We start from the raw sequence: 22,785 nt of genomic DNA on the forward strand, positions 1-22,785 counted from the left end.
AAACATAAACTAAAGCGCCCTTAACTCAGCCAGTTAAGGGCGCTTTTTTACATCTGATTCTTAGGTGCTTAGGAGTTAATATCGGACAATCAACCGAAGGTGACTTTACTGAAATGCGGATTGTCTTTGAGTGCTTTCATCGCGACTAACTGTTCGGTTGGAAACGAAATGCGTTCACCTTCAATATCCAAAAATAAGCATTCTTGGCGTTCCATATCATAACCAGTATCGAACGCGCTACCTTGGTGCTTCTCACCGTTCTTGAGCGTAATTTCTACGGGTAGCTTAAACATACAGGCGATTTCAATAAAATCGTATTGGCTGCAGGTCACCATAATTTTTCTCCTTTGCTGTTCTTTATCAAGACCGACTAAGAACAGGAATCCTTCTCTGAAACCTAATCTTCATCTTACGCCCTATTTTGGTCATGAAAAAGACACACAAGCAGGCTTAACTAAAACCATAGTTTAGTGAACAAGACGTAGATAGGACATGTCTGAAACGACACTTAAAAACACGTACTTGGCTCGTGAGCGCGCAACGCAATCACTGATTACTCCTCATACTTACTACGCGCAGTTGGCGCATCGCATCAACCACTCAGCTCAATTTGAAAATGGACGCGTCAAAGATAAGATGCCAAACGTGCCAAGCCCTCAGTCATTTTGGCAAGTGTGTTGGGCTTACATGGGCGGGCGTTCGCCGCTCAGTCCTGATAAGCAACTGCCTTATTCAGTGATAGAGCCCACGCGGTTTTTAGAGAGACAACAAGCGATGCGAGTCACTTGGCTGGGGCATTCCACTTTGATGATTGAGACCGATGGTGTGCGCATCCTGACTGACCCTGTGTTCGACTACGCGTCGCCGTTGATTGCGAAGGCGTGGTTTGAGCGCAATATTCCCAATACATCAGTTCGCGACAGCTTGCCGACTCCCGATGTCATCCTGATCTCTCATGATCATTACGATCACCTCGAAGCATCGACTATACGTTATTACTCTGATAGATCTGTAACATTTTACGTGCCACTAGGTGTCGGTAAGCATTTGATTCGTTGGGGCGTTAGACCGGACAACGTAGTGGAATTCGATTGGTGGGAGAGCGTTCAGTACGCCAACGTCGAGTTGATTTGCACGCCCGCTAACCATAATTCAGGTAGAACTTATCTGGATAAGAATGCCACTTTGTGGGCATCTTGGGTGGTGAAAGGACAACAAGAGACGCTTTATTTCAGCGGGGACACTGCTTACGACAATCACTTTGTACAAATCGCTCAGCGCTGCGGACCGATAGACATTGCTTGTCTGGAAGTCGCGGCAGATGTAAAAGGCAATCAAGGTTATCCGGTAGAGAATTGGGGGCACATGCAAGCCCACCACACAGTGCAAGCTTTTAAAGATCTGCAAGCAAAGAAGCTGTTGCCAGTACACTGGGCAACGTATGAGTTGTTTACTCATAAATGGGATGAGCCGATTGAGGATTTGATAGCACATTGCCAAGTGGATCACATTGAGTTACTTACCCCTATGGCAGGCGAGAGTTTTTATGTCGCGCAACAATATAAAAACAACGCATGGTGGCAGGTGGAAAAATTATGTGAGCAAGCTAGAAAAATAAGGGTATAATATGACGACGCTTCAATAATATCCCTACCAATTTAACCAACTTTCTTGGTCCTTATAACAAGCTTTTTACTGGTCATCGAATCAATAAATTACCAGCAAGTCACCGTTTTTCTGTGATCTCTCACGTGACTAATTTTCTAAGTGCAACTTTTTGATACTCACCACCTAAAAATTTAATCTTTAAAAAGAAAACTTTTACTAAAAAACTAGGTGAACTTAATTTTACGCATCAAAACAATTATACTCATCGCATACTGATAAGGCTTGCAATAACTGGTTAAAGCTTAATCTTGGTGGGTAAAAATTGATCGGTTAATGCTTGGTAAAAAGTCTCATCATTGAAACATATTTAATAGATAGAAATTGCTGGAAATATTTGGAACCGGCATCACAAGAGTAGGGATTTCTTGAATATATCATCAGGGATGCTGACAAAAATAAAATAGGCATTGTTCGATGAATAATTCTGCAACGTATTTACTTGCTGCTTTGCGAGAAAAAATTAAAGAGAAGGGTATTTGTTATTCTGACCTCTCTATTGGAATGGGAATTCCTCTATCAACGATTAAAAGGCAGTTGCATAACACGTCTTTAGGGTTGGATAAAATACTCTCGTATGCCACTCATTTAGATACCGACTTAGTCGAATTGTCCATGCGTGGTAAACAGCTGCAACAAGAAAATGAGCAATTTATCACCGACACTAACAGTGAAATATTTCACCAGTATCCGTACCTATTTGATTTTTTGTATTTATTACGTCGGAAGGAATGCTCTCCGCAAGATATTGCGAGCAAATACCAATTGACCCATACCTCGATCACGCTTTATTTCCGCGCGTTGGAAATGATGGATTACATCGAGCTAAAAGGTGATGACCAATACCGTTTTAAAGACCAAGGTCGTTTTATTTTCGAAGAAGGTTCTAAGCTCGATACTTTGTTTGCTAAGCGCTTTCGAGATGAAGTGTTTAGCCATGATGTGAGACCACCGATTTGCATGGGACGCATTGCTATCACTGAAGAACAGGAAGAGAAACTGGCGAACGAGGTGTACAACAAACTGATAGAATTTGATGTGCAAAACAAGAGCGGAGAAGGCAGTAAGCGACTCCGAAACGTCTTGATGACTTACACTCCGGGCAATCAGATATTCCTTTCGGATACGATTCCGAATATTGACGGTGAATTATTAAAAGCCATCTCAATGGCGAATGAAAAATAGTGACTATTTAATCATAAAATAAAGAATTTATATTAAGTGGATGTGTTTGATAATGAATGCATCAAAGACCCACTATTATCCAAAATTAATGACCTGTTATTTAAATAGGTCAAACGAAGAAGAGACAAATTAACCGATCTCTTCTCAAATCCAAAAGTGAAATAAATAAGGCTGAATCTTCATCATCGAAACTCGGCAGGGCATGTCTCGACCTTTTTTCGCCTGATCAGGACCAAAAGCCAATAAATGAGGGATATAACATGCACTTTAAGACTTCTTTATGTGCGATTGCTGTCGGGGTTGCTCTAACACTAAGTGGATGCAACAGTAGTGATAATGACTCTAACATGGATGCGCCATTGAAAGCGGCTGAATTCCATAACACCATCAACCGTGCAGGTGTGCCAGTGGCACTGCGCGATTTGCATGGTGGTCACCTTCGCTACATTCCTATGTTTGATAATGGTTCGTGGCATGGTCACACGCTAGACACCAAAGGTGGTGAGATCACGTTAGGTGGTACCGCGTTGCTAACCGAAGAGTATGTGTCATTCATGGCGGCGCGTTTTGACCGTTTGGCGTTAACGGTTGATGGTAAACCGATGCCGCTTAAGCTGACAGAAGCATACTCACAGCCAGGCGCGCTGATCCAAACATACACGGGTGACGATGGCGTCGAAGCGAAGCTGGAAATGCGCTTTGTCACCGACCGTACTTCTTTGGTTAAAACGACAATCAAAAACCCAAATAAACTGGCTATTCAAGGCGAATGGGATGGCGAGTTAATGCAAGATTATCGCGCGGATGATGGTCAGCTATACAAGAACGATGACAGCACAGTTCGCAGCGTTGAAGAAGCTTACCCTACCTATTCTCGTTCTATCACAGCCACTGATAACGGTGTAGAAGTATCTTTTGGTGCAGTTCGTGACTCATGGTCTTTACTGACTTCGGGTGATTCGAAATTCGAAGTGACACGCTCTATCAAGCCAGAAACCTCAACCATCAGTGGTGACAAAAAAGGTTTTGTACAAACCGCGTCCTTAGGTAACGGCGAAGAAATCACACTGTACACGGCTTACACTCACGTGCAAAACACCAAAGAGCAAGCTTCTGAGTTTGCTAAATTGGACGATGTGATGGCAGACCCGAACGGTTACATGCACAAATCGGCAATGCGCTGGGAAGAATACCTAGAAAAAGGTCTAACGAATGACGCGGCTTCTAAAGAACATGAATTCGTTGCAGTAAAGGCGATGGAAACGCTCAGTGCGAACTGGCGTGGTGCTGCTGGCGCGATTGACCACGACACCGTAACACCTTCTGTTACCGCGCCGTACTTCTCTGGCAACATGACTTGGCCGTGGGATACGTGGAAACAAGCGTACGCAATGGCTCATTTCAACCCAGACGTTGCGATGGAAAACATTCGCACGGTATTCCAATACCAAGTCAAGTCTGACGACCCTGTGCGTCCATGGGATGAAGGCTACTTGCTTGATGTGGTGACATACAACTTACCGGCTGAACGTTGGCAAGGTATGTCTGCGGAATACAAAAAAGTCTTCCCACTGGCAACAGACGGTTTGAACTGGAACGAACGTAACACCAAACCATCTCTTGCGGCATGGGCAGTTTGGGAAGTGTATACCGCACTAAAAGACGAACATAATCGTCCGGAAGAAGCGAAACAGTGGTTAGAAGAGATGTATCCGAAGCTCGTTGCATTCCACGATTGGTGGTTACGTGCTCGCGATACCAACAAGAACGGCATTCCGGAATACGGTGCAGCGAAAGACCCAATTCACACCGTATTTGAAGATGACGTGAATGATGGATCTTGGGGACCAGATGCGTCTGTAGACGACATGAAATTCCAGTACAAAGACGAAGTAAATGGTGACAAGTGGATCAAAGAGACTGGAATCGAGAAATACAATGAGTTGCTGACTTCTGGTGATTACACGGCGATGAGCATTCCGGCAAAAGTGGCTGCTGGTTGGGAATCAGGGCGCGATAACGCGGGTGTGTTTGGCTTTATCGATACCATCGATGACTTGCAAGGTAAGTCTGATCTACCAACGCAAGAAGAAGCAGAAGTGATTGACCAAATGGGGCGCTATGCTCACAACACCAATGGTTTCGACAACACGTACGATATGGTGATGGGTGCACAAGGCTCGGAGATCACTTACCGTGATACTTCAGCTGCGAACTTGGACAAACTGGCTCAGGCGAAGAAAGACTGGGAAGTGAAGTTCAACGAGAACACCAATGACGAGAACAAGTTGTCAGGTTACTCGCTCATGCAAGAGTCGGTAGACCAAGCCTCTTACTGGTACTCAGATAATCTGTACCTATCGCAAATTGCAGAGGTTTTGGGTAAAGCGGAGAAAGCTGCTGAGTTTAAAGCGAAAGCGGATGACACCAAAGAGTACATCAACCGTTGTATGTTCGATGAAGCGACAGGATTCTACTACGATATCGAAGTGGTACCTGGAGGTTTGAGTAACCAATGTGCGGGTCCAACTCTAGTCAAACGCGGCATGGGTCCTGAAGGTTGGTCACCATTGTTCAACAACGCGGCGACACAAGAGCATGCTGATAAAGTGGTGAAGAACATGCTTGATACCAGCAAGTTTAACTCGCCGAAGATCCCGTTAGGTACCGCATCAATGGATAACCCAGCTTACGGTCCAGACATTTACTGGCGTGGTCGTGTGTGGCTCGATCAGTTCTACTTCGGTGTTCGTGGTATGGACAACTACGGCTACGGCGTGGAAGCTCGTCAGATGGTCGATAAGTTATTCAAGAACGCTCAAGGTCTAACGGAAGCAACGCCAATTCAGGAAAACTACAACCCAGAAACTGGTGCAGTACAAGGTGCAAATAACTTCTCATGGAGTGCTGCCCACCTCTACATGTTGTACAACGGTTTTGTGGGCAAATAAGTTTTGCGCCCCTGACAACGTAAAGCATTAAGCGTTGTAGATGACCCCCCTAGCATCTACAACCGCTTAACCCCTTCAAATTAGGCTCAATAAGATCAAACCGGACAGTGAAAGCTGTCCGGTTTTTGTAGAGCTAAAACACTAATTTTCCGCTGTTTTTGAAAAGTTGTTTGCCATAGAAATTGCGCTACAGAGAGATTTTTCTTTACATATTGGTAAGTTAGTTGTCCGCATTTCATTCTGTCGATTTGCAATAGATAACATTTATAAAATGATCGTTTAACCATGCTGTAACAATGCATATGCTGCAAGTATTAGTGAGGTCATTTACATTCATGCAAAAGCATTAGAGTAACCCCAAATCTCGCCGCTGTTCAGCCGCTCCGAGCCAAAATCATTCCAACACTCTACTCTGCCGCCTGAATTTTCCTCACCTTGAAGAGCGTATTGATAAATACCTCACTTTCTACGTTGTCAGCATGACGTGTTGCGTTGCAACACCATCAAGGAAGGTGATATGAATTGTTTACAGACCAGCCTTTATAACTTGTTAGAAGATAATAACTTTGTGCCCTCTAATGAGTACAAAGCCTCTATTGCAAGCTACCTTTATTCGGATTCTTCCCTTACACCAAAAGCGATGAATGAGCTCACTCAAGAGATTTTTCAGAGCAAGCAAACCATGGCGTATTACCTGTTGCACAACGCCATCAATGAGGAAGAGGGCGCAGAGCGGCTCAAGATGATTGCCAATCGTTATGCGCAAGGGGAAATGAAGCAGCAAATCATGCACCATTGTCAAAACGACTTAAATCACTCCGCTATGTATGCCAGCTTAATCCCGTTGACGGGATACCAAACTGAGGTATACCAAGAAGCCAAGTCTAGTGATTTCAATTTTAACAACGTTAGCAACTTCTACGACGATATTAAAATTCACCTTTTCCGCGCGCATTCTGTTGAAATCCGTTCATGGTGTTTGCTGGTCGCGCAGCTTAGTTTTATTGATCAATCTGATGTCCCTTACCTGAAAGAGATGCGCCCAACCATTCAAAAAATACTGGATGATGAGGTCAAGCAGGTCTCTTATACGGCTCAGCATGTCAGCCAGTGGTTGGAAGAGGACCCGTCTTTGTGTCAGGTGTTCACCCAATGTATGAACCACACTTACCGAGAGACATGGGACTATCTAGCCTCAATGGCTGAGTTCATGCGCGATAGTGCGCCGTATTTTATGGTTTAAGCACATAGCATTAGAAATTTAAGAGAGGCTCAACGTTGTTTGTACTGTGTTGGGCAATAGCCACGCTTCACTTCTGGAGAGCGCAGTTTTAGGTGTTTGGTTTTCCTGCCGGAGACTCGGTGTCGCCAAAGCTTAAAACTGCTCGGTTGTAAGTGGTGGCGCATTAAGTTAATAACCCCTTTCTCGTCCAAACCAAATTGATGTTGGATGGCTTCAAACGGGGTTCTATCTTCCCATGCCATTTCAATAATTCTTGATAGCATGTCATCGCTAAAGGTCATTCGTTAATCCTGTTCTGCTGTTGGATACACACATACGTAACGCGCAGCGATTGGGATTCATTTAGGGATGTTTCTGGTCGAAAATGGGTGGTTTTCTGGTGCATTATTTCTGTGGTTTCAGCTCGACCACATTGCCTTCTGGATCTTCCAAGTAGACAGAGCGCCCGAAGCCTTGGGCACCATATCTTTCAGCAAACTCTGCAACATGCACATTGTTTTGGCGTAAGTAAGACAGCAGTTCTTTTTCCTCGAAAGGGGCAATTTGCACGCAAAAGTGGTCAAGGTTACGACCGTTTTGACTGGGCGATTTTCCACCTAGCTTTCCGAGTTCGCTATCGACCGTCACCAAATCAATGATCGCCATTCCTGCACGAAGCTGAGTTAACCCCAAGTCTGGTAATTCACGCTCTATTGGGCATCCTAATATATCTCGGTAAAAGTGCAGCATCGCGTCGAGATTGTCTGTTCTTAGTACCACGTGGTCGAGCGCTTTTACTTCAATTGGATTTCTCGGATTTGCCATGACGTTGCCCTTTTTTCCATGATGAGAAAAGTATACGCACTAAACCAGCAAGCTGATCGCCAGAGCCAGCATGACAAAGCCAATGATGAATTCCAAAATCTGCCAAGAACGCGCATGCTTGAAGATCGGGATAAGCAGTTTGGCGCCATAGCCTAGGCTGAAAAAGAATACGAAAGAGGCACAAACAGCGCCTATCGCAAACTGCCATTTATGTGGTTCATATTGAGTGGAAATAGAGCCCAGCAACACCACTGTATCAAGATAAACATGCGGGTTTAACCATGTGAATGCCAAGCAAATCAGTGCTGTCTGCCATGCACTTTTTGAGGCATCACCTTCAGGGTTCATTATGTGTTTTTGTGTGAATGCAGAGCGTAGGCTACTGATGCCGTACCAAGTTAAGAACGCTGCGCCAGCGTAACGCGCAATTGTCTCGATCAAAGGAAACTGAGTTACCAAGTAACCGAAACCCGCGACACCAAGAGAAATTAAAATGGCATCAGACAAGGCGCATAAGAAGCACACTAAGAATACATGATGCTGTTTGATGCCTTGTTTTAAAACGAAGGCATTTTGCGCCCCAATAGCCAGAATTAAGGAAATGCCCAGCGTAAAACCAGCAAGATAGGTGGTCATTTTCTCTTCCTTGAATTGTGACCAAATCAGGTTTTAAACCATAACCTTGTCGCCAAATCGCTGCAAGGTCCAGATTAGAGACTTGCCAGAACTGTTCGATGGGGGGATACGTCGTAATTGTGAGAGTCGCGAGCAATTTGCATCGCATATTTACACTAATCTGGTGTTCCCAGTTACAATATGCACGTCCATATGAAAAAGGAAAAAACGATGAAAGCAGTTTGGTTAGCTGCCGGTGCTATGGCACTGAGCGGATGTTCTGCAATGAATTCAGCAAATGATGTATCTCGCCCATCAGCAGAGATGTTTCCAGAAATGGAGAGCATGACAAAACATGTTTTCTATGTAGACCCAGCAAGCAACGAAGCAGATAAGCGCGTAGAGTTAGTGGTTGGTAAAATGATGGAAACAGACTGTAACCGCGTATCTTTAGGTGGCTCTGTAACGGAGCATACATTGGAAGGTTGGGGTTATACCTACTATCAAGTTGATTCTTCAGCGGGTGGTGCTATCTCAACGTTAATGGCTTGTCCTGAAGATATGGAGAAGGTCGAAACGTTCGTGCAAATGCCGACTCGTGATTTGTACCGTTACAACAGCAAGCTACCAGTCGTGGTTTACGCTCCCGCTGATTTGGATGTCGATATCCGCGTATGGGCTCCTGAAGAGTGATCGCTAATCAGGTAAAAATTGCACTGACGTTAGGTGGTTTACTTGCGCTTGGTGGCTGTGCCTCGACCGCGCCTGAGTATCAATACCGGTGTGATGATGGTCATCAGTTTGCAGCTAGCTTTGATCAGGAAAAAGCGATGATCACTGTTGATGACGGGAGAGAGATTGAACTCAAACAAGTTCGCTCTGCATCTGGCGCAAAATATATGTCTGATGACCAAATGCTCGTCCTGCACACCAAAGGTGACGACGCGATTTTGATCGTCAACGAGATATCCCAAAGTGCATGTCGCGTGACGAAGTAATCGTTAAATTCAAAAGGCTTGGTTGATACTAAGCCTTTTTTGTATGCGCAGTTTTAAGAGGGTTTTGGTTAGCTAGTTTGCTGTTCTGCGTTCACAACCCCCTCCAACTCTTCTTTGTATTGACATGGTTTGCTCGGCATTGAAGTTTCGCCTCTAAGGGGGAGAGTGTTTTCTGGAGTGGTGGGTTCAATCACTCCAATTTGTCTCGTCATTCCGAGGAGCCTAGGCGACATCAGGAATCTCGCTTTAACATGCTCGGAAAATCCCTCCCCTTTACCAGAATGACTTTGTAGTCTCTGAAGTTAAAACCAAGGGGAGGTTAGGTGGGGTTTATGCTATAAAGTGCTTATTTAAATAGCATCGGCGAAACTTGGTAAGTTATTTGCGCCCTCTGCTTCTTCTGAAGCACCGTGCTCCTTCATTTGCTCCTGTTTCTTCATTGCTTGAGTTTCATAATACTCTTGAGCAACGGCAGTCTTTACGAACTCTATCTCGTGGTTTGAGAAGGATTGTGCAGCTTCCTGTATTTCGTTTAGTGTGACATTGAAGAACTCTTTTCGTCTGTTAATCATATTTAATCGGCGAGAATCGAAGACTTCATGTAGCTTCTTCTCTAATGTCGGAGCATCATCAGTATGAATCATTGCGTGTACATCAAACGTGAACGGTACAGAAGCATCCCCGAGTTCTTTGACGCGATCCATTGGTTCAAGTCGACGTGTCATACCTATTTTATATATGTCTTCGCCAAAAGAGCCGATATTTGAAATAACGTAAACATGCCCCTGTTTTGTCTGCTCTGCCATTGATTGAGCTCGTTGGTGCTTGAGTTCTGCTTCCTTCAGGTTGGCTTGTAGTTCTGCTATCTGTTGTTCAAGCTCTAGCTTTAGCTCGTCACTGGCTTGCTCTAGTTCTTTTCTTGCGGTATCGAGAGCTTTTTGGAAGCGCTTTTCTTCCTTTATGGCTTCTGCTTCAGCTTTTTTAATTTCGGCTTCAACCTTAGCCTCTTCTCGCATTTGTGCCTTTATCTCAGCTTGTTCAACTTTCTCTTGTTGTTTTTTCTCGCGATATTCATAGGTCAGTTGAAGTTCTTTGAGTTTTTCTTTTAAGTACTTGTCTGTGATGGAAATGGCATTCGGCTCATTAAGTTGGTTGATTGCAGTAAAAGCCTTTCTAATACGCTCTTGCATTTTGACGACGTTCTTCCATGTACAGTTAGCAATTGCTGCTTCACATTCGTTGTTAAAGGCTCTAGCAGTAAGTCGAATGCTCTTGTCCGTCATTTTCTTGCCTTCAGAACGCGAACCGTCGACGGTCCACTCTCGATAGCAGTATATAGCGCCGCTAGATGATTTTTCTCTCATCAAGGCCTTCTGTCTGTCTTTGCATTTCTTGATTTCTTCTTTGAATTTCTCTGAGGCATCGAAGTCAAATTTTGGTTCATAGAAGCCCAGTTCTATTAACTCAACTTCATCTCTAAAAATAGCAATCTGCCTGCTCAAGGCATCATAGGTTAGCTTTTTGCTTTTGTAGTCAGTCCTTAACTCGTTTATTTTGATTTCAGTTAATCGCTGTTCCTCAACGGTTTGCTTCTTCTTTAACTCTATGTTTTCAAGCGTTTTTCTCGCTTTAGCTTCGATTTCTTCTTTTGCAATTTCCAGAGCATTTTTTATATTGTGACATTCAGCCTCGGTATCAAAAACTTTCGAGAATCTTATCTTGTACTCATCAAGACGTTCGGTCGCTTCGGTGATTTGGATGGTGTTGTTTTCAATAGTTTTCTTTTGTTCGGAAGTTGTTTGGCGATAGTTATCGATTATAAAGTTCGCTTGAGACAACTCGGATTGAGTTAGTCTAAGTTGATTTTGGGAGTTGCTGCCTCTCTTTATCAAAAGCAGTATGACAATCAATAGAGCTACAATTGAGCCAATTAAGAAGTGTGGCAAGTATGAAAATTCCACGATTAAGCCTCTGTTTATATTTAATAGCTATAAAACCACAATAATATAACAGGTTCCCGTTCTGTATACCGATTAAGATCATAAGAAATGAGTTTAATAAACAAAAAAGACTGGCTTAGTGCCAGTCCTTTTTTGTTCTTAGACGTTTAATTATTCGTAATCAGACGCGTAAGTCTCTTCGTAAGTGTGTGAGTAAAGCTCGAATAGGTTACCAAACGGGTCTTCCATGTAGATCATTTGAGCTTGTTTGCTGTCATCTTCTGGGTGGTAGCGCATGATGTCCATGCGAGCTTTACCACCAAACTCTTCAATACGTTTGATTGTTTGTGGGAACTGCTCTTTCGCTACTTGTAGACAGAAGTGGAAGATGCCTAGACGAGAGAAATCTACTTCGTGACGCTCTTGACGTTCTTTCATTTCAAACAGCTCAACACCGATGCCGTCAGACGTCACTAGGTGAGCGATGTTGAAGCCTTTGAAGCCTTCACCGAATACGGCGATACACATACGACCGATTGCTGATTCGCGCTCTTCGATAACTTTTGTGTTGTTCATTACGATGCGAAGACCAAGCGCTTTAGTGTAGAACTCTACTGCTTTGTCCATATCGCCAACCATGATGCCTACGTGATTCATTTTCATAATTCTGCTCCAAAAACTGTGATGATTAATTCGTGTTTCGTTTCGATGGGGGAGAGTATATGGAGAATTTCTGATTACATGAAATTATCAATAATTTTTATAATGATAATATTTTGTTATTTATGGGTAAGGAGAAGAATAAACAAATGTATTCCGCGAGCTTATCAAACGGTTATCTTATAAATTCCTTTGCTTTTTTGATTTTTTTATATCGATTGTGAATGGTTTTGTGAGGTAAACTTCAGGCCGATGTTGCTGCTAGTTATCTGTTTTTATTGATATTAACTAGTTGTGTTTGAACGTTGGTAGTTGGGTTTTAGGGGAGCCTTTAATCTGAGCTCACATATAAAAGGAATAAGGATTTGTACATTTGGAAAACATCAAAGCTGTCTGAGGAGCTAAGAGACAACAAAGTGCCAGACAGTGATTGGATTAAATACGCTTTAATATTCTTAATCTTTTATACGGTAACCCCGTACTTGATGATCTTGGCACCGTATGCAAGCAATGAAGCTATGATAACCGAGGCTATCGGTATCTTAGTTGTGTCAATTTTGGGGGTAGGTGTCACGTATAGAACGAACAATAGAGATGGTAAAACCTACATTCTTCGCTCTATCGCTTTATCTATCCCTTTGTCTTTTAGGTTTGTCGCTTTATCTGTGCTTGTTGGGATGGCTATCGTATCTTTTGATTTTGGCGATCAACATTATTTTATTATTGAATTACTTTCGACATTCTCTGTTATCGCTTTGCAAGCACTCTACTTTTGGCGCTTGAATGTTCATCTAAAGTACATCAACTCATAGCTTTGCATTTTCTACTTTGGTAACAGGCTCTGAGATTAAGCGTAAGACTGACTGACGATTAGCTCTCTTAACCATTTATGGCTTGGGTCGTTGTCGAGTTGCTTGTTCCAAAGTAGAAAGAACCCACCGGGCTCCATCTCTATCGGGAGCGGCTTGATCACAATGTCTGATTTACCTTCGAACTCGCGGATGCTTTTGTAGGGGTAGGTCAGTACCAAGTCGCTTTTTTCACACAGTTTTACCGCGCTGGAAATGTCGGACATGTTGACGGCGTTATCAATGCGCAGTCGTTTTGTGTCGAGCACCTCGTGCAGTAGCCAACTAGACACGCCTCCTGTGATGACTTGTATATGGCGATACTTTAAGAACGCATCAAGGTTCCATTCTTCCTCTAATGCAGGGTGTCCTTTTCTCAATATACATGCCGAAGTATCGCGCATCAGTTCCGCGTAATTCAGTGTGTCAGGGATGGTGTCGACATGGGTTTTCGAACGATCATCAAACTCAAAAATACCGACACCAAAATCGATTTCTCGCCTTTGTAATCGAGTAATACTGCTGTGGCTCCAATCGGCACTTTTGATGGTGATGTTCGGTGCACTGGATAACGCCTGAGGCAGAAAACGTGGGTAAATTGTGGAGTAAGCGGTTTCGATAAGATCGATACTAAAAACGCGAGTCGAGCGTTCTGGGTCAAATTCTTCTGGTTCACGAAGCTGATCAATTTGCATCAGGATTTGTTGCAGTTTGCTCTCCAATGCCAACGCTTTTGGGGTCGGCAATAAACCTTTGGATTCTCGCTCGAATAAGGGGTCATCAAACTCCTGGCGCAATTTAGTAAGTTGTTTACTGACAGCCGATTGAGATAAGAATAGCTTTTCTGCGGTTCTGCTCACGCTGCGTTCTTGCAGTAAAACGTACAGACAAATCAGCAGGTTCATATCATTTTTGATTAAGTGGGATAGATTTATCATGATATTCCTATCATTCAACTTACAAATTGAAGGGTATGAATAGAAACTATATCACTTAATTGAATTGAGCCAGAAATACTGACTCGTTGCCCATTTAATGAATCAAACTGTTGAGGTATTGACTGAGCTCTTTCCTAATCTCTAGCTCTGCTTCCGATAGGTATTTGGGCATGTGTTTATCAGCCACGGTAATGTTTCGTTCGCGAACTTGATGGGTATCGCCGATGGCGTCAAATACGCAGCGCAGCAAGTTCATCGATTGTGACATCAAGGCTTCGCTTTCTTGTTGTGAGAGCAAAGGCTCTGCGTCAAAACCAAGCGCGCATAGGATGTCGTTAAAGTGCATCGCATAACCTGAGCCAGAAACATCAAATGTGGTGCTCTTGATGCCATTGGGGCTTCTCTCCCAAAGATAAGGAGGATGCTTGAGTGTGCCAAAGCCAATTGCGATGACGCGGTCTGTGTAGTGCAGTTCCAACCGTCTGTCCCAAATATCACCCGCTTTTCCTGCCTCAATCACGACTTCAATATTGCCCTCCGGAGACGTGAGTTCGCCTTCGATATAGAGATGGGTTTCAGCGCCTTGTGTGTACTCCAATTGCGATTCGTTAATACGTTCGGCACGGATCTGTTTTAGTTCAACTTGCGAGTCTCCTATGCCGGATTTATGCAGGTAGCGAACTAGCCCTGCAATCGCATGAATGCCCATATCAAAGCCATAACCTCCGCCGCCGCTGGTGGCTAAGTTAAGTAGCTTTCTGGTGTTGAGTAACGCAATTCGGTTTTCAAAACGAAAGTCTTGGATCGCTTCATCATTGTCGATAGGGTTGTCGGCTGCAATCGCGATGATCTTCCACGGGGCAGAGCCAGGTAGCGCGATAGATGAATCGGCAAAGAGTGCTTCCAACGAAGGGGAAACCAAAGCGGTATCAATAAAGTAAAACTGTGCTCCGCGACGTTTAAGCTCAGGGATGACTTGGTTAAAGCCTGTGTCGATTTCAGCTAAAGAGAAGGACGGTTTCTCAACCACAAACAACAGGCTTTGAATGTCGAGGGCGTTACTCACTTGTTCAATGATGGAAAGATGTGTGCCGACCGGTGTTAGAACGAAGGCGGCAATAACATCAGTGTGTGAATGAGCCTGTAAAAACATATCGAAACTGGCGTAGCGAGCGGAGTAAGGGAATTGAAACTGCGATGCACAGGACTTGGGATGTTGAACTGCAGGGTCAATGGCGACGACATCAAAGCGAGAACTTAAGGTGTACAGAAGGTTCTTATACAAACCCACCACAGACGATTTGGCGCTCCCCAATCCACCAAATACCAATACGACCTTGTTCATAAGCGGCTTCACTATTCACACGTTTCATCGTGCCAGATTAACAAATTTTAATAGCGGATTAGCTACTTTTTACCAATCAATAATCCCACATTTTGTTTTCGCAAATGCAACGCTTTGGTCTTGAGACTACTCAAATTGCCAAAGGCATAGAAGGGAACGTGCAAGACGGTTTTAAAGCCCGCTTCAATGATCATATCGTGCCAAGTAGTACGACTATGGAAGCAGACACCAACGCCCGCAGTGTTCGCACCTAGTCGTTGAGTGAGCGGTGCTAGTAGCTTGGATGAGGTAGATCGATAAATCAGTGAACTGGGTAAATTGTTCACTAAAAGCCCTTCGTAGAAGTTTTCAAACATGACAATCAGCCCTCCTGGGGTTAAATGTCGGTAGGCACAATGAAGAGCCTCTTGCTGTACTTGCTTGGTGGACTGATAGGTGTCGGTAACAAAGTGATGCAAGACCCAGTTGAACTGGATGATATCAAAACTGCTTTCAAGCGCAGCATCTTGGAAAAGGTGGCAGACCAGATGTTTGTTTGGGTTGGGACGGTTTTTGGCGATGAGTGACGCTTCTGGCTCGATAAGCGTGACTTGAGCATCGGGATAATGATTCAAAATCTTATCTGCATACATTCCATTCCCGCCACCTACATCGAGTAGGTGAAAAGGTTGCTGGGTAGGATAGAGCATGTTGAGTTGTTTGGTTAGTACTTCAAACATGCCTTTATCGATGTATTCCGTGTCAAATGAGGTGGTTTGCTGCGCATCCAATTGGCGAACTTTTTCTTGCATGTCATTTTCCTCAAAGCCAAAAGATTGAAGTAGCAAGAATCACTCCGCTGTTTTTAGTGATTATGAGTCTCAAAATGAGAAAGTATCGAAATTCAGGTGCTTATGTTTTTATCTCAGCATAAAAACAAGGGCGTAATTGTTAATCAGCCAACGCTTCAATCGCTTGCTGGACCGACACAAAATGGATTTTGATGATGCAACGTTGTGCTTTGCTAAATTCGTGCTTTTGAATCAGCTCTGTCACTTGCTGCACACTCAATGTTTGTGGCAAAAGGCCCAATTCCACCGTGTTGTTGGCACCGGTTTTCAATGTAAAGCAATGACCTTGCGTATCAATCACTATGTCATCCTGACCCCAAATCAAGGCTTGGCATTCTGCATTTAGCTGCTTTGGTGAAGCTAAATACACCAGTTCATCGTCACCATCGAGTTTAAGTAAACAAGGCCATGTGATCATTGCGTTACCTTAGGTATTGAGTGTGAATGGTCTGAAGTTGTGCGTGAGCCAAGTAAGCCAGCACAAGGCATGTACGATACACAAAGCCTTAAGAGAGCAAAAGGCTTTCTGTCTTCGAGATGGTTTTCGGGTTTTCAGTGTTGTGCATGTTGAGGCTAAGCGTACTTACCAATGATGTCGATTAAGTCGTCTACTTGATGTGCCACATAATCTGGCTGGGCGTTCCAGTGCTGCGGTTGAGCGCCACTGTACGCTGCTGCTACTGCAATCACTTTGCAGTTGCTACCTAAATGTTGCTCGATATTGCGTGCAAAAAGCGTGTCCGCTTCGTGGTCACCAATGTACATCAGCAACTGTTTATCCGTGTGCCCAAAGATGGATTCAATGCATTTGACGCCACCAAAAGGATCCGGCTTCTGATGTCCATTGGACACGTCATCGTAGCCCACGACGGCTTTAAACGGTGTATTGATTTGGTTGGCGCGAAGTACGTTGCGAATGTTGGATTGCGAGTTCTGAGAGCAGACTCCGTGTGGCAGGTGCGCGAACGCATTCACCACATTGGCAATGCCATTGAATAGATCCACTGGTGTTTGGTTTTGTTCTTGGTGCTCTGCCCACATGGTGCCAGCTATGAGCATTTCGTCTTGGGACATACCATAGTAGTTTACGTACAGTTCTTGCCAGTTTTTCGCTGCGTGATTGGCATGATGATAATCCATTTCACTGCGTAGGTATTTCGGTAAGTTATCCCCGGTCAGGTGCGGCGCTACAACGGACAATATCGCTTTGGTGATGTCGATATTTTTCGGAACAGAATTTACTAGGGTGCCATCGTAATCCCACAATACGGCGTCTAACTTCATGCAAAACCTTTTGATACAGCAGAGGGTGAGTAGCTTTAAATCTTGCCAGTCTTAGGGGGGAGATAACCAGATCTTGCTCATGTTTTCATAAGCTTGCTTTGAATCGCTCGGAAAGGAGGGAAAAGAGAACAAGCGAAAGAAAAACAAAAAGCCAGCAAGGTGATGGTTGCTGGCTTTCTAGTGCGTGCTGCGTAGTACAAGGCGTTAAGCGATGTGCGACATCTCGTTTAGAGTGAAGGTGTCTACCGCGCCTTCTGTTGCTTTCATGTATTGTGCTAGGTGCGCGTTGTCCATGTGCTTGCGCCATAGTTCGCGTGATTCCCAGTTTTCGTAGAAGGTGAAATGCGCTGGGTTTTCGTTATCTTGGTGAAGGTCGTAGTTGATGCAACCTTCCTCGGCACGAGTGACATCAATCAGTTTCAGTAGCTCAGCTTTTACCAATTCTACTTGGTCTGCTTTGGCAATGATGTTAGCGACGATGGTCAATTTAGCCATGGTGGAAATCCTCTGTTGATCGTGATGTATCGTGTTGACGAGGTAAAGATTAGTCGCGAATCACCAAATGATAAACAGCACAATGATTGATTTATTATCAAATATAAATTGATAATCCTGCTTTAATTTTGTGCTAGCTGTGTTTAAAAACTGGAACCAGGCTGCTGTAAGAATTCCACTTCTTCTGCGGTACTATCACGGTCCAAAATCGCATTGCGGTGTGGGTAGCGACCAAAGCGATCAATGATCACCTTATGCTTTAGTTCGAACTCGTAGTTAGATTCTCGCCCCAGAGCTTTGAACAGCTTCTCTGCCTCTTCATGAATCCGCTTAGATTCACTGTGCATAAATGGCATATACAAAAAGCTGCGTTCAACGTCGGTCAATTCTTGGTCCAACCCTAAACGAATCGTCTCTTGCGCCAAGGCAAGTGCGAGGGCATCTTGAGCGAACGCTTTGGGCGTGTTGCGATAAACATTGCGAGAGAATTGGTCGAGCACGATGATCTCTGCGAGGCGACCTTGTGCCGTCTCTCGCCAGTCAAACAATTCAGATTGAGCGGCTTGCTCTAAGGTGGTGAGAAAGCGCGTTTCGATCTGTTTATCGACGTCTGCATTACTCACAAACCAGTCTTTTGGTTCCAGTTCTTCAAACCAGAAATTCAGGATATCTTGGTACATGGTTGCTTCCCTGATAGAAAAAGAGCTAGGAGTATACCCCAGCTCTTGGTTTCGCTTATCGACCGTAAGTCTCTTCGATGTAGTGCTCAAACTGCTCGCACATCTGCTCGTCTGAGATCGTATTGCTTGCAAGCTCTTTGCTGCCATCCACCACTTTGATGCTGGCATTTAAAGACGCTACCGGAGCACGTTCACGAGTTTGCAGCGAAGCAATCTTCTGCTGCTGAACTTCCCATGCTTGTTCTGGGGATAGGTTACACATGTCTGCCAGATACTTAGCGTTAAAGCCTTCACCCGTGAGACTAACGATAGTCTCGTTGTGCGATAGGTGGTTACCCGCATGCCAATAATGTTTCGCCAGTAGTGGACCAATCTCTGGGTTGTCAGTCAGGTAGCCAAACTTATCGAGGAAGTAAGCGCGAGTCTGGTAAACCGCCATATGTGCTAGCAAGTAACCGTGGTAGGCACACGCTGCTTCATCAGACAGAAGGTGTGGAATCGCCATCAATGGGCGTGGGCTGCACTCCAAACCAAGGATTTGCTTTTCGCAATCGCGTGCCAGCTTTGTGATGCGTTCTGGCGTCAGTTCTTCATCGCTTAATTGGTAAAGTGCGCGTTCAAAATACGGCACGACCAAAATGCTGCGCTCTTCATACGCTTTGAATGGCTGACGGCTATTGATCATCGCTTGGATGATCTCATCCGGTACTGGGTTACCTTCTGCGTCCAACGCGTATTGTTTTAGCCAATCGGCATCGGTCAGCAGGCTGTCACAGAACATGGATTGAGTTTCTGCGTATGCCATGGAAGTTGGTGCGAACTCTTGAGAGAAACAAGGCGCGTTCATCTTCACGTTAGCGAAATGCGCAGCGTGCCCCCCTTCGTGGAACAGAGTATTGATGCCATCATAGCCGCTGCCCACTCGGTCTGGCTTCGCGTTACTGGTGAAGTTTACCTGCGCGGCAACCCATTCGCCCTGACTGTAGAACGATGGGATAGGACCATGACAAAAACCGTTCGGGTATTTGCCTTTACGATCAAGCAGGTCTAGCGTTAGCTCTGCGTCTGAGTATTCGATATTTAGGCGACCGAATGATTCTACCCAGCGACGTAGCGACTTTGAGAACGGCACGTACGGGTCTAAGTCACGCATGACGTCACCGGCGAACGAGTACACAAAGTTGTAGCCAGTCAGTGCGCTTTGACCTTTCTGCTCTGCAAGGTTTGCCAAGCTGCTTAGGTGGGCATCGCGCGTGCGCAGTTCAAAGTCATCTAAGATGCTGAACAGTTGCTCAGAGCTCATCTTTTCCGTCTTCTTCACTGAGTAGTCAAAGAAGGTTTCGTAGCCCAAAGAACGTGCGAATTGATTACGCAGTTTGATCAGCTCAATAAAGCCGTTTTGCAGCAACCATTGCTCAAGGTCGAGTAGCGTTTGATGTGCTGATTGACGCACTTCTTCGTGATTATTGGCGCGAATGGTCGAAGACAATACAGGCAAAGAGCCCTCGGTTTGTTCACCGTTTTCATTGGTAAACGTCAGGACGTGATTTTGCTTTTTCTCGAACAACGCGGCTTCAAATGCAATCAGAGCATTCTTTTGGGCTTGAGCTTGTTCGCCTTCAATCGCGTGCGATTCAAATGTTGCCAACCATCCTTGCAAACCAATTTGCGTTTGCTGTTTCTCTTGTGGATCAGCGATCGCTTCAGCCGATTCAAGTTGCGCTTTGATGGCTGAGATTTGTTCGGCGTTGCTCAAGAAATTGGTCCAAGCGGTTTGTGCTTTTGTCGAACCATCGTGGTCGTCGCTGATGCCCATGTAGGTTTCCCAAAAGAAGTCTTCTTTGGTGCGATGGATAGCGAGGTAACGTTGGTTGAGGTCGTTTAGGTATTCCGTTGCAGTCATTTTGATCCTTCAAATGTTTGCTTTATTGAGGTTTTTATCGTCGTTGATTATGGCACGTCTGAATAGCAGAAAGGAATGCGAAATCCATTTGTCTTCTTTATGGCTTGTAAACAGTAATTTACCGCACTTTTTACATGTGCAGACGTCAGTCACAAAGTTTTTCCGTTTTTGATTAGAAATCGTGGAGCGCAGTTTATAAAATTCGGTCTTTCGCAGTGGTGCTAAAGGTAAGGAAAACAATAATGAAAACAAGAATAACAATGGGTCTAATGGGTCTAACATTAGCAGGATGCTCAACGACGCTGCCAACCAATGACCGAGTTCAGGTCATCGAAAAAAACTGCGCTGTGATACTGAGTGAATCGGCAAACGCAGAACAGCGTCAGAATGCCTACAACCAGTTAATCGAAAGCTATGGTGAGCGTTATGTGGATGCCAACAATCCAAAGCAGTCGGCAAGTTGGAACTTGTTTCGCCAAAACGTCATTCATGATGAAAATGGTCAGTTAACGCGTGAATTTATCGAAGTGAGTGACTGGGGCTGTGCGAATGGCAACTATCTAGAAGAGGTGCGTCTGTTTGTAGAGGAAATCCAAGCAAGCGCACAGAAATAATGACGCCTAACCCGCACCGACAGCAAACTAAACCAGTTTGCATATACTCAATGTGTTAGCGAATACAACGGAAGGTGTCATGTTAACTCCTCATAGACGGATTCTTGGTGCTGTGTTGCTGTCTGCATTTAGCGCATGGGCGAATGCTGCTGAGCAAACGGCAGACATGGTGTACATCAACGCTGGTATTTATGGTCATCCGCAAGCCGATGCTGTCGCCGTGCGTGACGGGCGGATTGCTTTTATTGGCGATAAAGCCAAGGCACAAGCGTGGGTTGGTGATGGCACGGAAGTGGTGGATTTAAGCGATACCTATTTGTTACCGGGCTTTGTCGATAACCACAACCATGTGTTTGAGGCAGCTTCCGAAGCAGGCGGTACGTGCTTGTTGCAAGCTGGCGTAATGTTGGATGAGCAAATCCCACAACTGCAAGACTGCAAAGAGTTTGTCCAAGATGGCGAGTGGTTGATGGGCTACGGTTTTACGCTTGATGCTACTTTGTCGGAAGAAAACCAACGCACACCTCTCGAAGTGATCGATGAGGTGTTTCCTGATACGCCTGTGGTGTTAATGGAGCAAACCTCTCACTCGATGTGGGTTAACTCGGCTGCGCTGAAAGCGGCGAACATTGATAAAACTACGTCCGATCCGCAAGGCGGTCGCATTCTCAAAGAGCCGGATACAGGCGAGTTGAATGGCATCTTGCTCGATAACGCGGGTGATTTAGTGATGGAGCTGGCTTGGAACAGCATGAGTTCGCAGTTTGCTGTGAGCTACCAAGGCTTGTTGACCGGATTAGAAGAAGCTGCGCTCTACGGCATTACCACAATTGGTGATGGACGAATGTACTGGAAGCGAGGTTGGTATGAAGTATGGAAAGAGAGCGAAAAACGAGGCGATTTGACCGCTCGTGTTTCTTTACGACCATGGATCTATCCGACCGACAGCATGGACTCTCAACTGACGTATTTGAAACGCATTCAGTCCGACGACACCTCTCGCTTGTTACTGGTAAACCAAGTCAAAATGTACAGCGATGGCATCTTTATAAATGGTACCGCAAAAACCCTTGCACCTTATCTTGATACTTACTTGCCTGATTCACCATATGGGTTGAATTACATCTCACCAAAAGTGATGCCTGAATGGCTAAACAAGCTCGATAAACTCGGTTACAGCGCGCACATTCATGCTATCGGAGATGGTGGCATTCGCGAATCACTCAATGCGATTGAAAAAATGCGCAGCCAAGGTAACCAGCGTCGTTATACTTTGACGCATGTGGAACTGGTGAACAGCAAAGATGTACCAAGGTTTGCCAAGTTGGACGTTACGGCAGACTTTCAAGTCGGTTCCGATTATGTGGCGTATCACGAACATCAATGGGCAGAAGCCTTCTTAGGCGCTAAGCGAACTAGAGCCTTAATGAACCTGCGCGCGCTTTATAATACTAAAGCTAACGTGACGTTAAGCAGTGATTGGAATGTGCATGATTTGAACCCATTGGTTGGCATCTCCAACAGCTTGGTGATGGGAGATACTGGCTTGCCAAACGTTACCGCTGCGATTGATGCATATACAATTCATCCGGCTTACAGCTTGGGTTTAGAGAAGGAAATTGGCTCAATAGATGTTGGGAAATCGGCAGACTTTGCCGTATTGGATCAAGATATTACCCAATTGAAAGCACAAGACATAGCACAAGCACGTGTCCTCATGACAGTGCTGCGCGGGGAAGTGGTGTATGAACAAATTGATGATGAATAAGCCGAGCGATAATTCACTC

Annotated in this window: 23 protein-coding genes; 9 read left to right on the forward strand and 14 right to left on the reverse strand. The window is 44.7% G+C overall.

Going from position 1 to position 22,785, the window contains the following annotated elements:
• Positions 1-89 precede the first annotated feature (89 nt).
• On the reverse strand, positions 90-335 hold the full coding sequence (locus tag QMY49_RS19965) for a Rho-binding antiterminator (protein WP_005447321.1): 246 nt from the start codon (positions 333-335) through the stop codon (positions 90-92).
• A 157-nt stretch (positions 336-492) separates the two neighbouring features.
• Here QMY49_RS19965 and QMY49_RS19970 point away from each other — a divergent pair, with 157 nt between their 5' ends.
• The 4 genes from QMY49_RS19970 to QMY49_RS19985 all read left to right on the forward strand — a co-directional run bounded on the left by QMY49_RS19970 (position 493) and on the right by QMY49_RS19985 (position 7,044).
• A complete protein-coding gene (locus QMY49_RS19970; RefSeq protein ID WP_038898295.1) occupies positions 493-1,626 on the forward strand; it encodes an MBL fold metallo-hydrolase in 1,134 nt (377 codons plus the stop codon).
• A gap of 456 nt (positions 1,627-2,082) precedes the next feature.
• Positions 2,083-2,850, forward strand: coding sequence for a hypothetical protein (locus QMY49_RS19975; RefSeq protein WP_050922398.1), 768 nt, complete (start codon positions 2,083-2,085; stop codon positions 2,848-2,850).
• 260 nt (positions 2,851-3,110) lie between these two features.
• Complete coding sequence (gene ygjK, locus QMY49_RS19980; RefSeq protein ID WP_283316361.1) at positions 3,111-5,801, forward strand: alpha-glucosidase; 2,691 nt, start codon at positions 3,111-3,113, stop codon at positions 5,799-5,801.
• A 517-nt stretch (positions 5,802-6,318) separates the two neighbouring features.
• The gene (locus QMY49_RS19985) at positions 6,319-7,044 is read left to right on the forward strand and encodes a hypothetical protein (protein ID WP_005447330.1); all 726 of its coding nucleotides are present in this window, start codon (positions 6,319-6,321) and stop codon (positions 7,042-7,044) included.
• 29 nt (positions 7,045-7,073) lie between these two features.
• On the opposite strand, the gene QMY49_RS19990 is transcribed toward QMY49_RS19985, so the two are convergent.
• The 3 genes from QMY49_RS19990 to QMY49_RS20000 form a co-directional block, all read right to left on the reverse strand.
• On the reverse strand, positions 7,074-7,325 hold the full coding sequence (locus tag QMY49_RS19990) for a TIGR03643 family protein (RefSeq protein WP_005447331.1): 252 nt from the start codon (positions 7,323-7,325) through the stop codon (positions 7,074-7,076).
• 103 nt (positions 7,326-7,428) lie between these two features.
• Positions 7,429-7,848, reverse strand: coding sequence for a VOC family protein (locus QMY49_RS19995; protein ID WP_009695976.1), 420 nt, complete (start codon positions 7,846-7,848; stop codon positions 7,429-7,431).
• A 39-nt stretch (positions 7,849-7,887) separates the two neighbouring features.
• Positions 7,888-8,484 (reverse strand): LysE/ArgO family amino acid transporter, encoded by a 597-nt coding sequence (locus QMY49_RS20000; RefSeq protein ID WP_009701836.1) that lies wholly within the window; start codon positions 8,482-8,484, stop codon positions 7,888-7,890.
• Positions 8,485-8,694: 210 nt separating this feature from the next.
• Between QMY49_RS20000 and QMY49_RS20005 the strand changes: the two genes are divergently transcribed.
• Positions 8,695-9,156, forward strand: a complete 462-nt coding sequence (locus tag QMY49_RS20005) for an ecotin family protein (protein WP_009695978.1) — start codon at positions 8,695-8,697, stop codon at positions 9,154-9,156.
• Positions 9,153-9,461: an MliC family protein gene (locus QMY49_RS20010; protein ID WP_050939580.1), complete on the forward strand. Its 309-nt coding sequence runs from the start codon at positions 9,153-9,155 to the stop codon at positions 9,459-9,461. The genes QMY49_RS20005 and QMY49_RS20010 overlap by 4 nt, the downstream gene beginning before the upstream one ends.
• 350 nt (positions 9,462-9,811) lie before the next feature.
• Here the strand turns inward: QMY49_RS20010 and QMY49_RS20015 are convergent, their stop codons facing one another.
• A complete protein-coding gene (locus QMY49_RS20015; protein ID WP_283316366.1) occupies positions 9,812-11,422 on the reverse strand; it encodes an SNIPE associated domain-containing protein in 1,611 nt (536 codons plus the stop codon).
• 150 nt (positions 11,423-11,572) lie between these two features.
• Positions 11,573-12,064 carry a VOC family protein gene (locus QMY49_RS20020; RefSeq protein ID WP_005428296.1) on the reverse strand — a complete coding sequence of 164 codons (492 nt, stop codon included), beginning with the start codon at positions 12,062-12,064 and terminating at the stop codon, positions 11,573-11,575.
• A gap of 362 nt (positions 12,065-12,426) precedes the next feature.
• Here QMY49_RS20020 and QMY49_RS20025 point away from each other — a divergent pair, with 362 nt between their 5' ends.
• Entirely contained in the window at positions 12,427-12,873 is a 447-nt protein-coding gene (locus QMY49_RS20025; protein WP_005447343.1) for a hypothetical protein, read from the forward strand.
• 35 nt (positions 12,874-12,908) lie between these two features.
• Here QMY49_RS20025 and QMY49_RS20030 read toward each other — a convergent pair whose 3' ends face one another.
• From QMY49_RS20030 to QMY49_RS20065, 8 genes are all read right to left on the reverse strand, one after another.
• The gene (locus QMY49_RS20030; protein WP_005447345.1) at positions 12,909-13,847 is read right to left on the reverse strand and encodes a LysR family transcriptional regulator; all 939 of its coding nucleotides are present in this window, start codon (positions 13,845-13,847) and stop codon (positions 12,909-12,911) included.
• A gap of 94 nt (positions 13,848-13,941) precedes the next feature.
• Entirely contained in the window at positions 13,942-15,192 is a 1,251-nt protein-coding gene (locus tag QMY49_RS20035) for a hypothetical protein (protein WP_283316372.1), read from the reverse strand.
• Between the two features lie 62 nt (positions 15,193-15,254).
• Complete coding sequence (locus QMY49_RS20040; RefSeq protein WP_050907994.1) at positions 15,255-15,983, reverse strand: class I SAM-dependent methyltransferase; 729 nt, start codon at positions 15,981-15,983, stop codon at positions 15,255-15,257.
• A 139-nt stretch (positions 15,984-16,122) separates the two neighbouring features.
• Complete coding sequence (locus QMY49_RS20045) at positions 16,123-16,440, reverse strand: DUF4144 family protein (RefSeq protein ID WP_050907995.1); 318 nt, start codon at positions 16,438-16,440, stop codon at positions 16,123-16,125.
• Positions 16,441-16,595: 155 nt separating this feature from the next.
• A complete protein-coding gene (locus tag QMY49_RS20050) occupies positions 16,596-17,306 on the reverse strand; it encodes an HAD family hydrolase (RefSeq protein ID WP_085319625.1) in 711 nt (236 codons plus the stop codon).
• A gap of 204 nt (positions 17,307-17,510) precedes the next feature.
• The gene (locus QMY49_RS20055) at positions 17,511-17,801 is read right to left on the reverse strand and encodes a putative quinol monooxygenase (RefSeq protein ID WP_009695991.1); all 291 of its coding nucleotides are present in this window, start codon (positions 17,799-17,801) and stop codon (positions 17,511-17,513) included.
• 143 nt (positions 17,802-17,944) lie between these two features.
• Positions 17,945-18,481, reverse strand: a complete 537-nt coding sequence (locus QMY49_RS20060; RefSeq protein WP_009701579.1) for a DUF924 family protein — start codon at positions 18,479-18,481, stop codon at positions 17,945-17,947.
• Positions 18,482-18,536: 55 nt separating this feature from the next.
• Entirely contained in the window at positions 18,537-20,384 is a 1,848-nt protein-coding gene (locus QMY49_RS20065) for a M3 family metallopeptidase (protein WP_283316381.1), read from the reverse strand.
• Between the two features lie 242 nt (positions 20,385-20,626).
• On the opposite strand from QMY49_RS20065, the gene QMY49_RS20070 reads away from it, so the two are divergent.
• Together QMY49_RS20070 and QMY49_RS20075 are read left to right on the forward strand one after the other, a co-directional pair.
• Positions 20,627-20,998 (forward strand): hypothetical protein, encoded by a 372-nt coding sequence (locus QMY49_RS20070; RefSeq protein ID WP_050907999.1) that lies wholly within the window; start codon positions 20,627-20,629, stop codon positions 20,996-20,998.
• Between the two features lie 79 nt (positions 20,999-21,077).
• Entirely contained in the window at positions 21,078-22,766 is a 1,689-nt protein-coding gene (locus tag QMY49_RS20075; RefSeq protein WP_283316384.1) for an amidohydrolase, read from the forward strand.
• The last annotated feature ends 19 nt before the right edge of the window (positions 22,767-22,785 follow it).

The organism is Vibrio harveyi (genome assembly GCF_030060435.1).
Taxonomy (GTDB): Bacteria; Pseudomonadota; Gammaproteobacteria; order Enterobacterales; family Vibrionaceae; genus Vibrio; species Vibrio harveyi.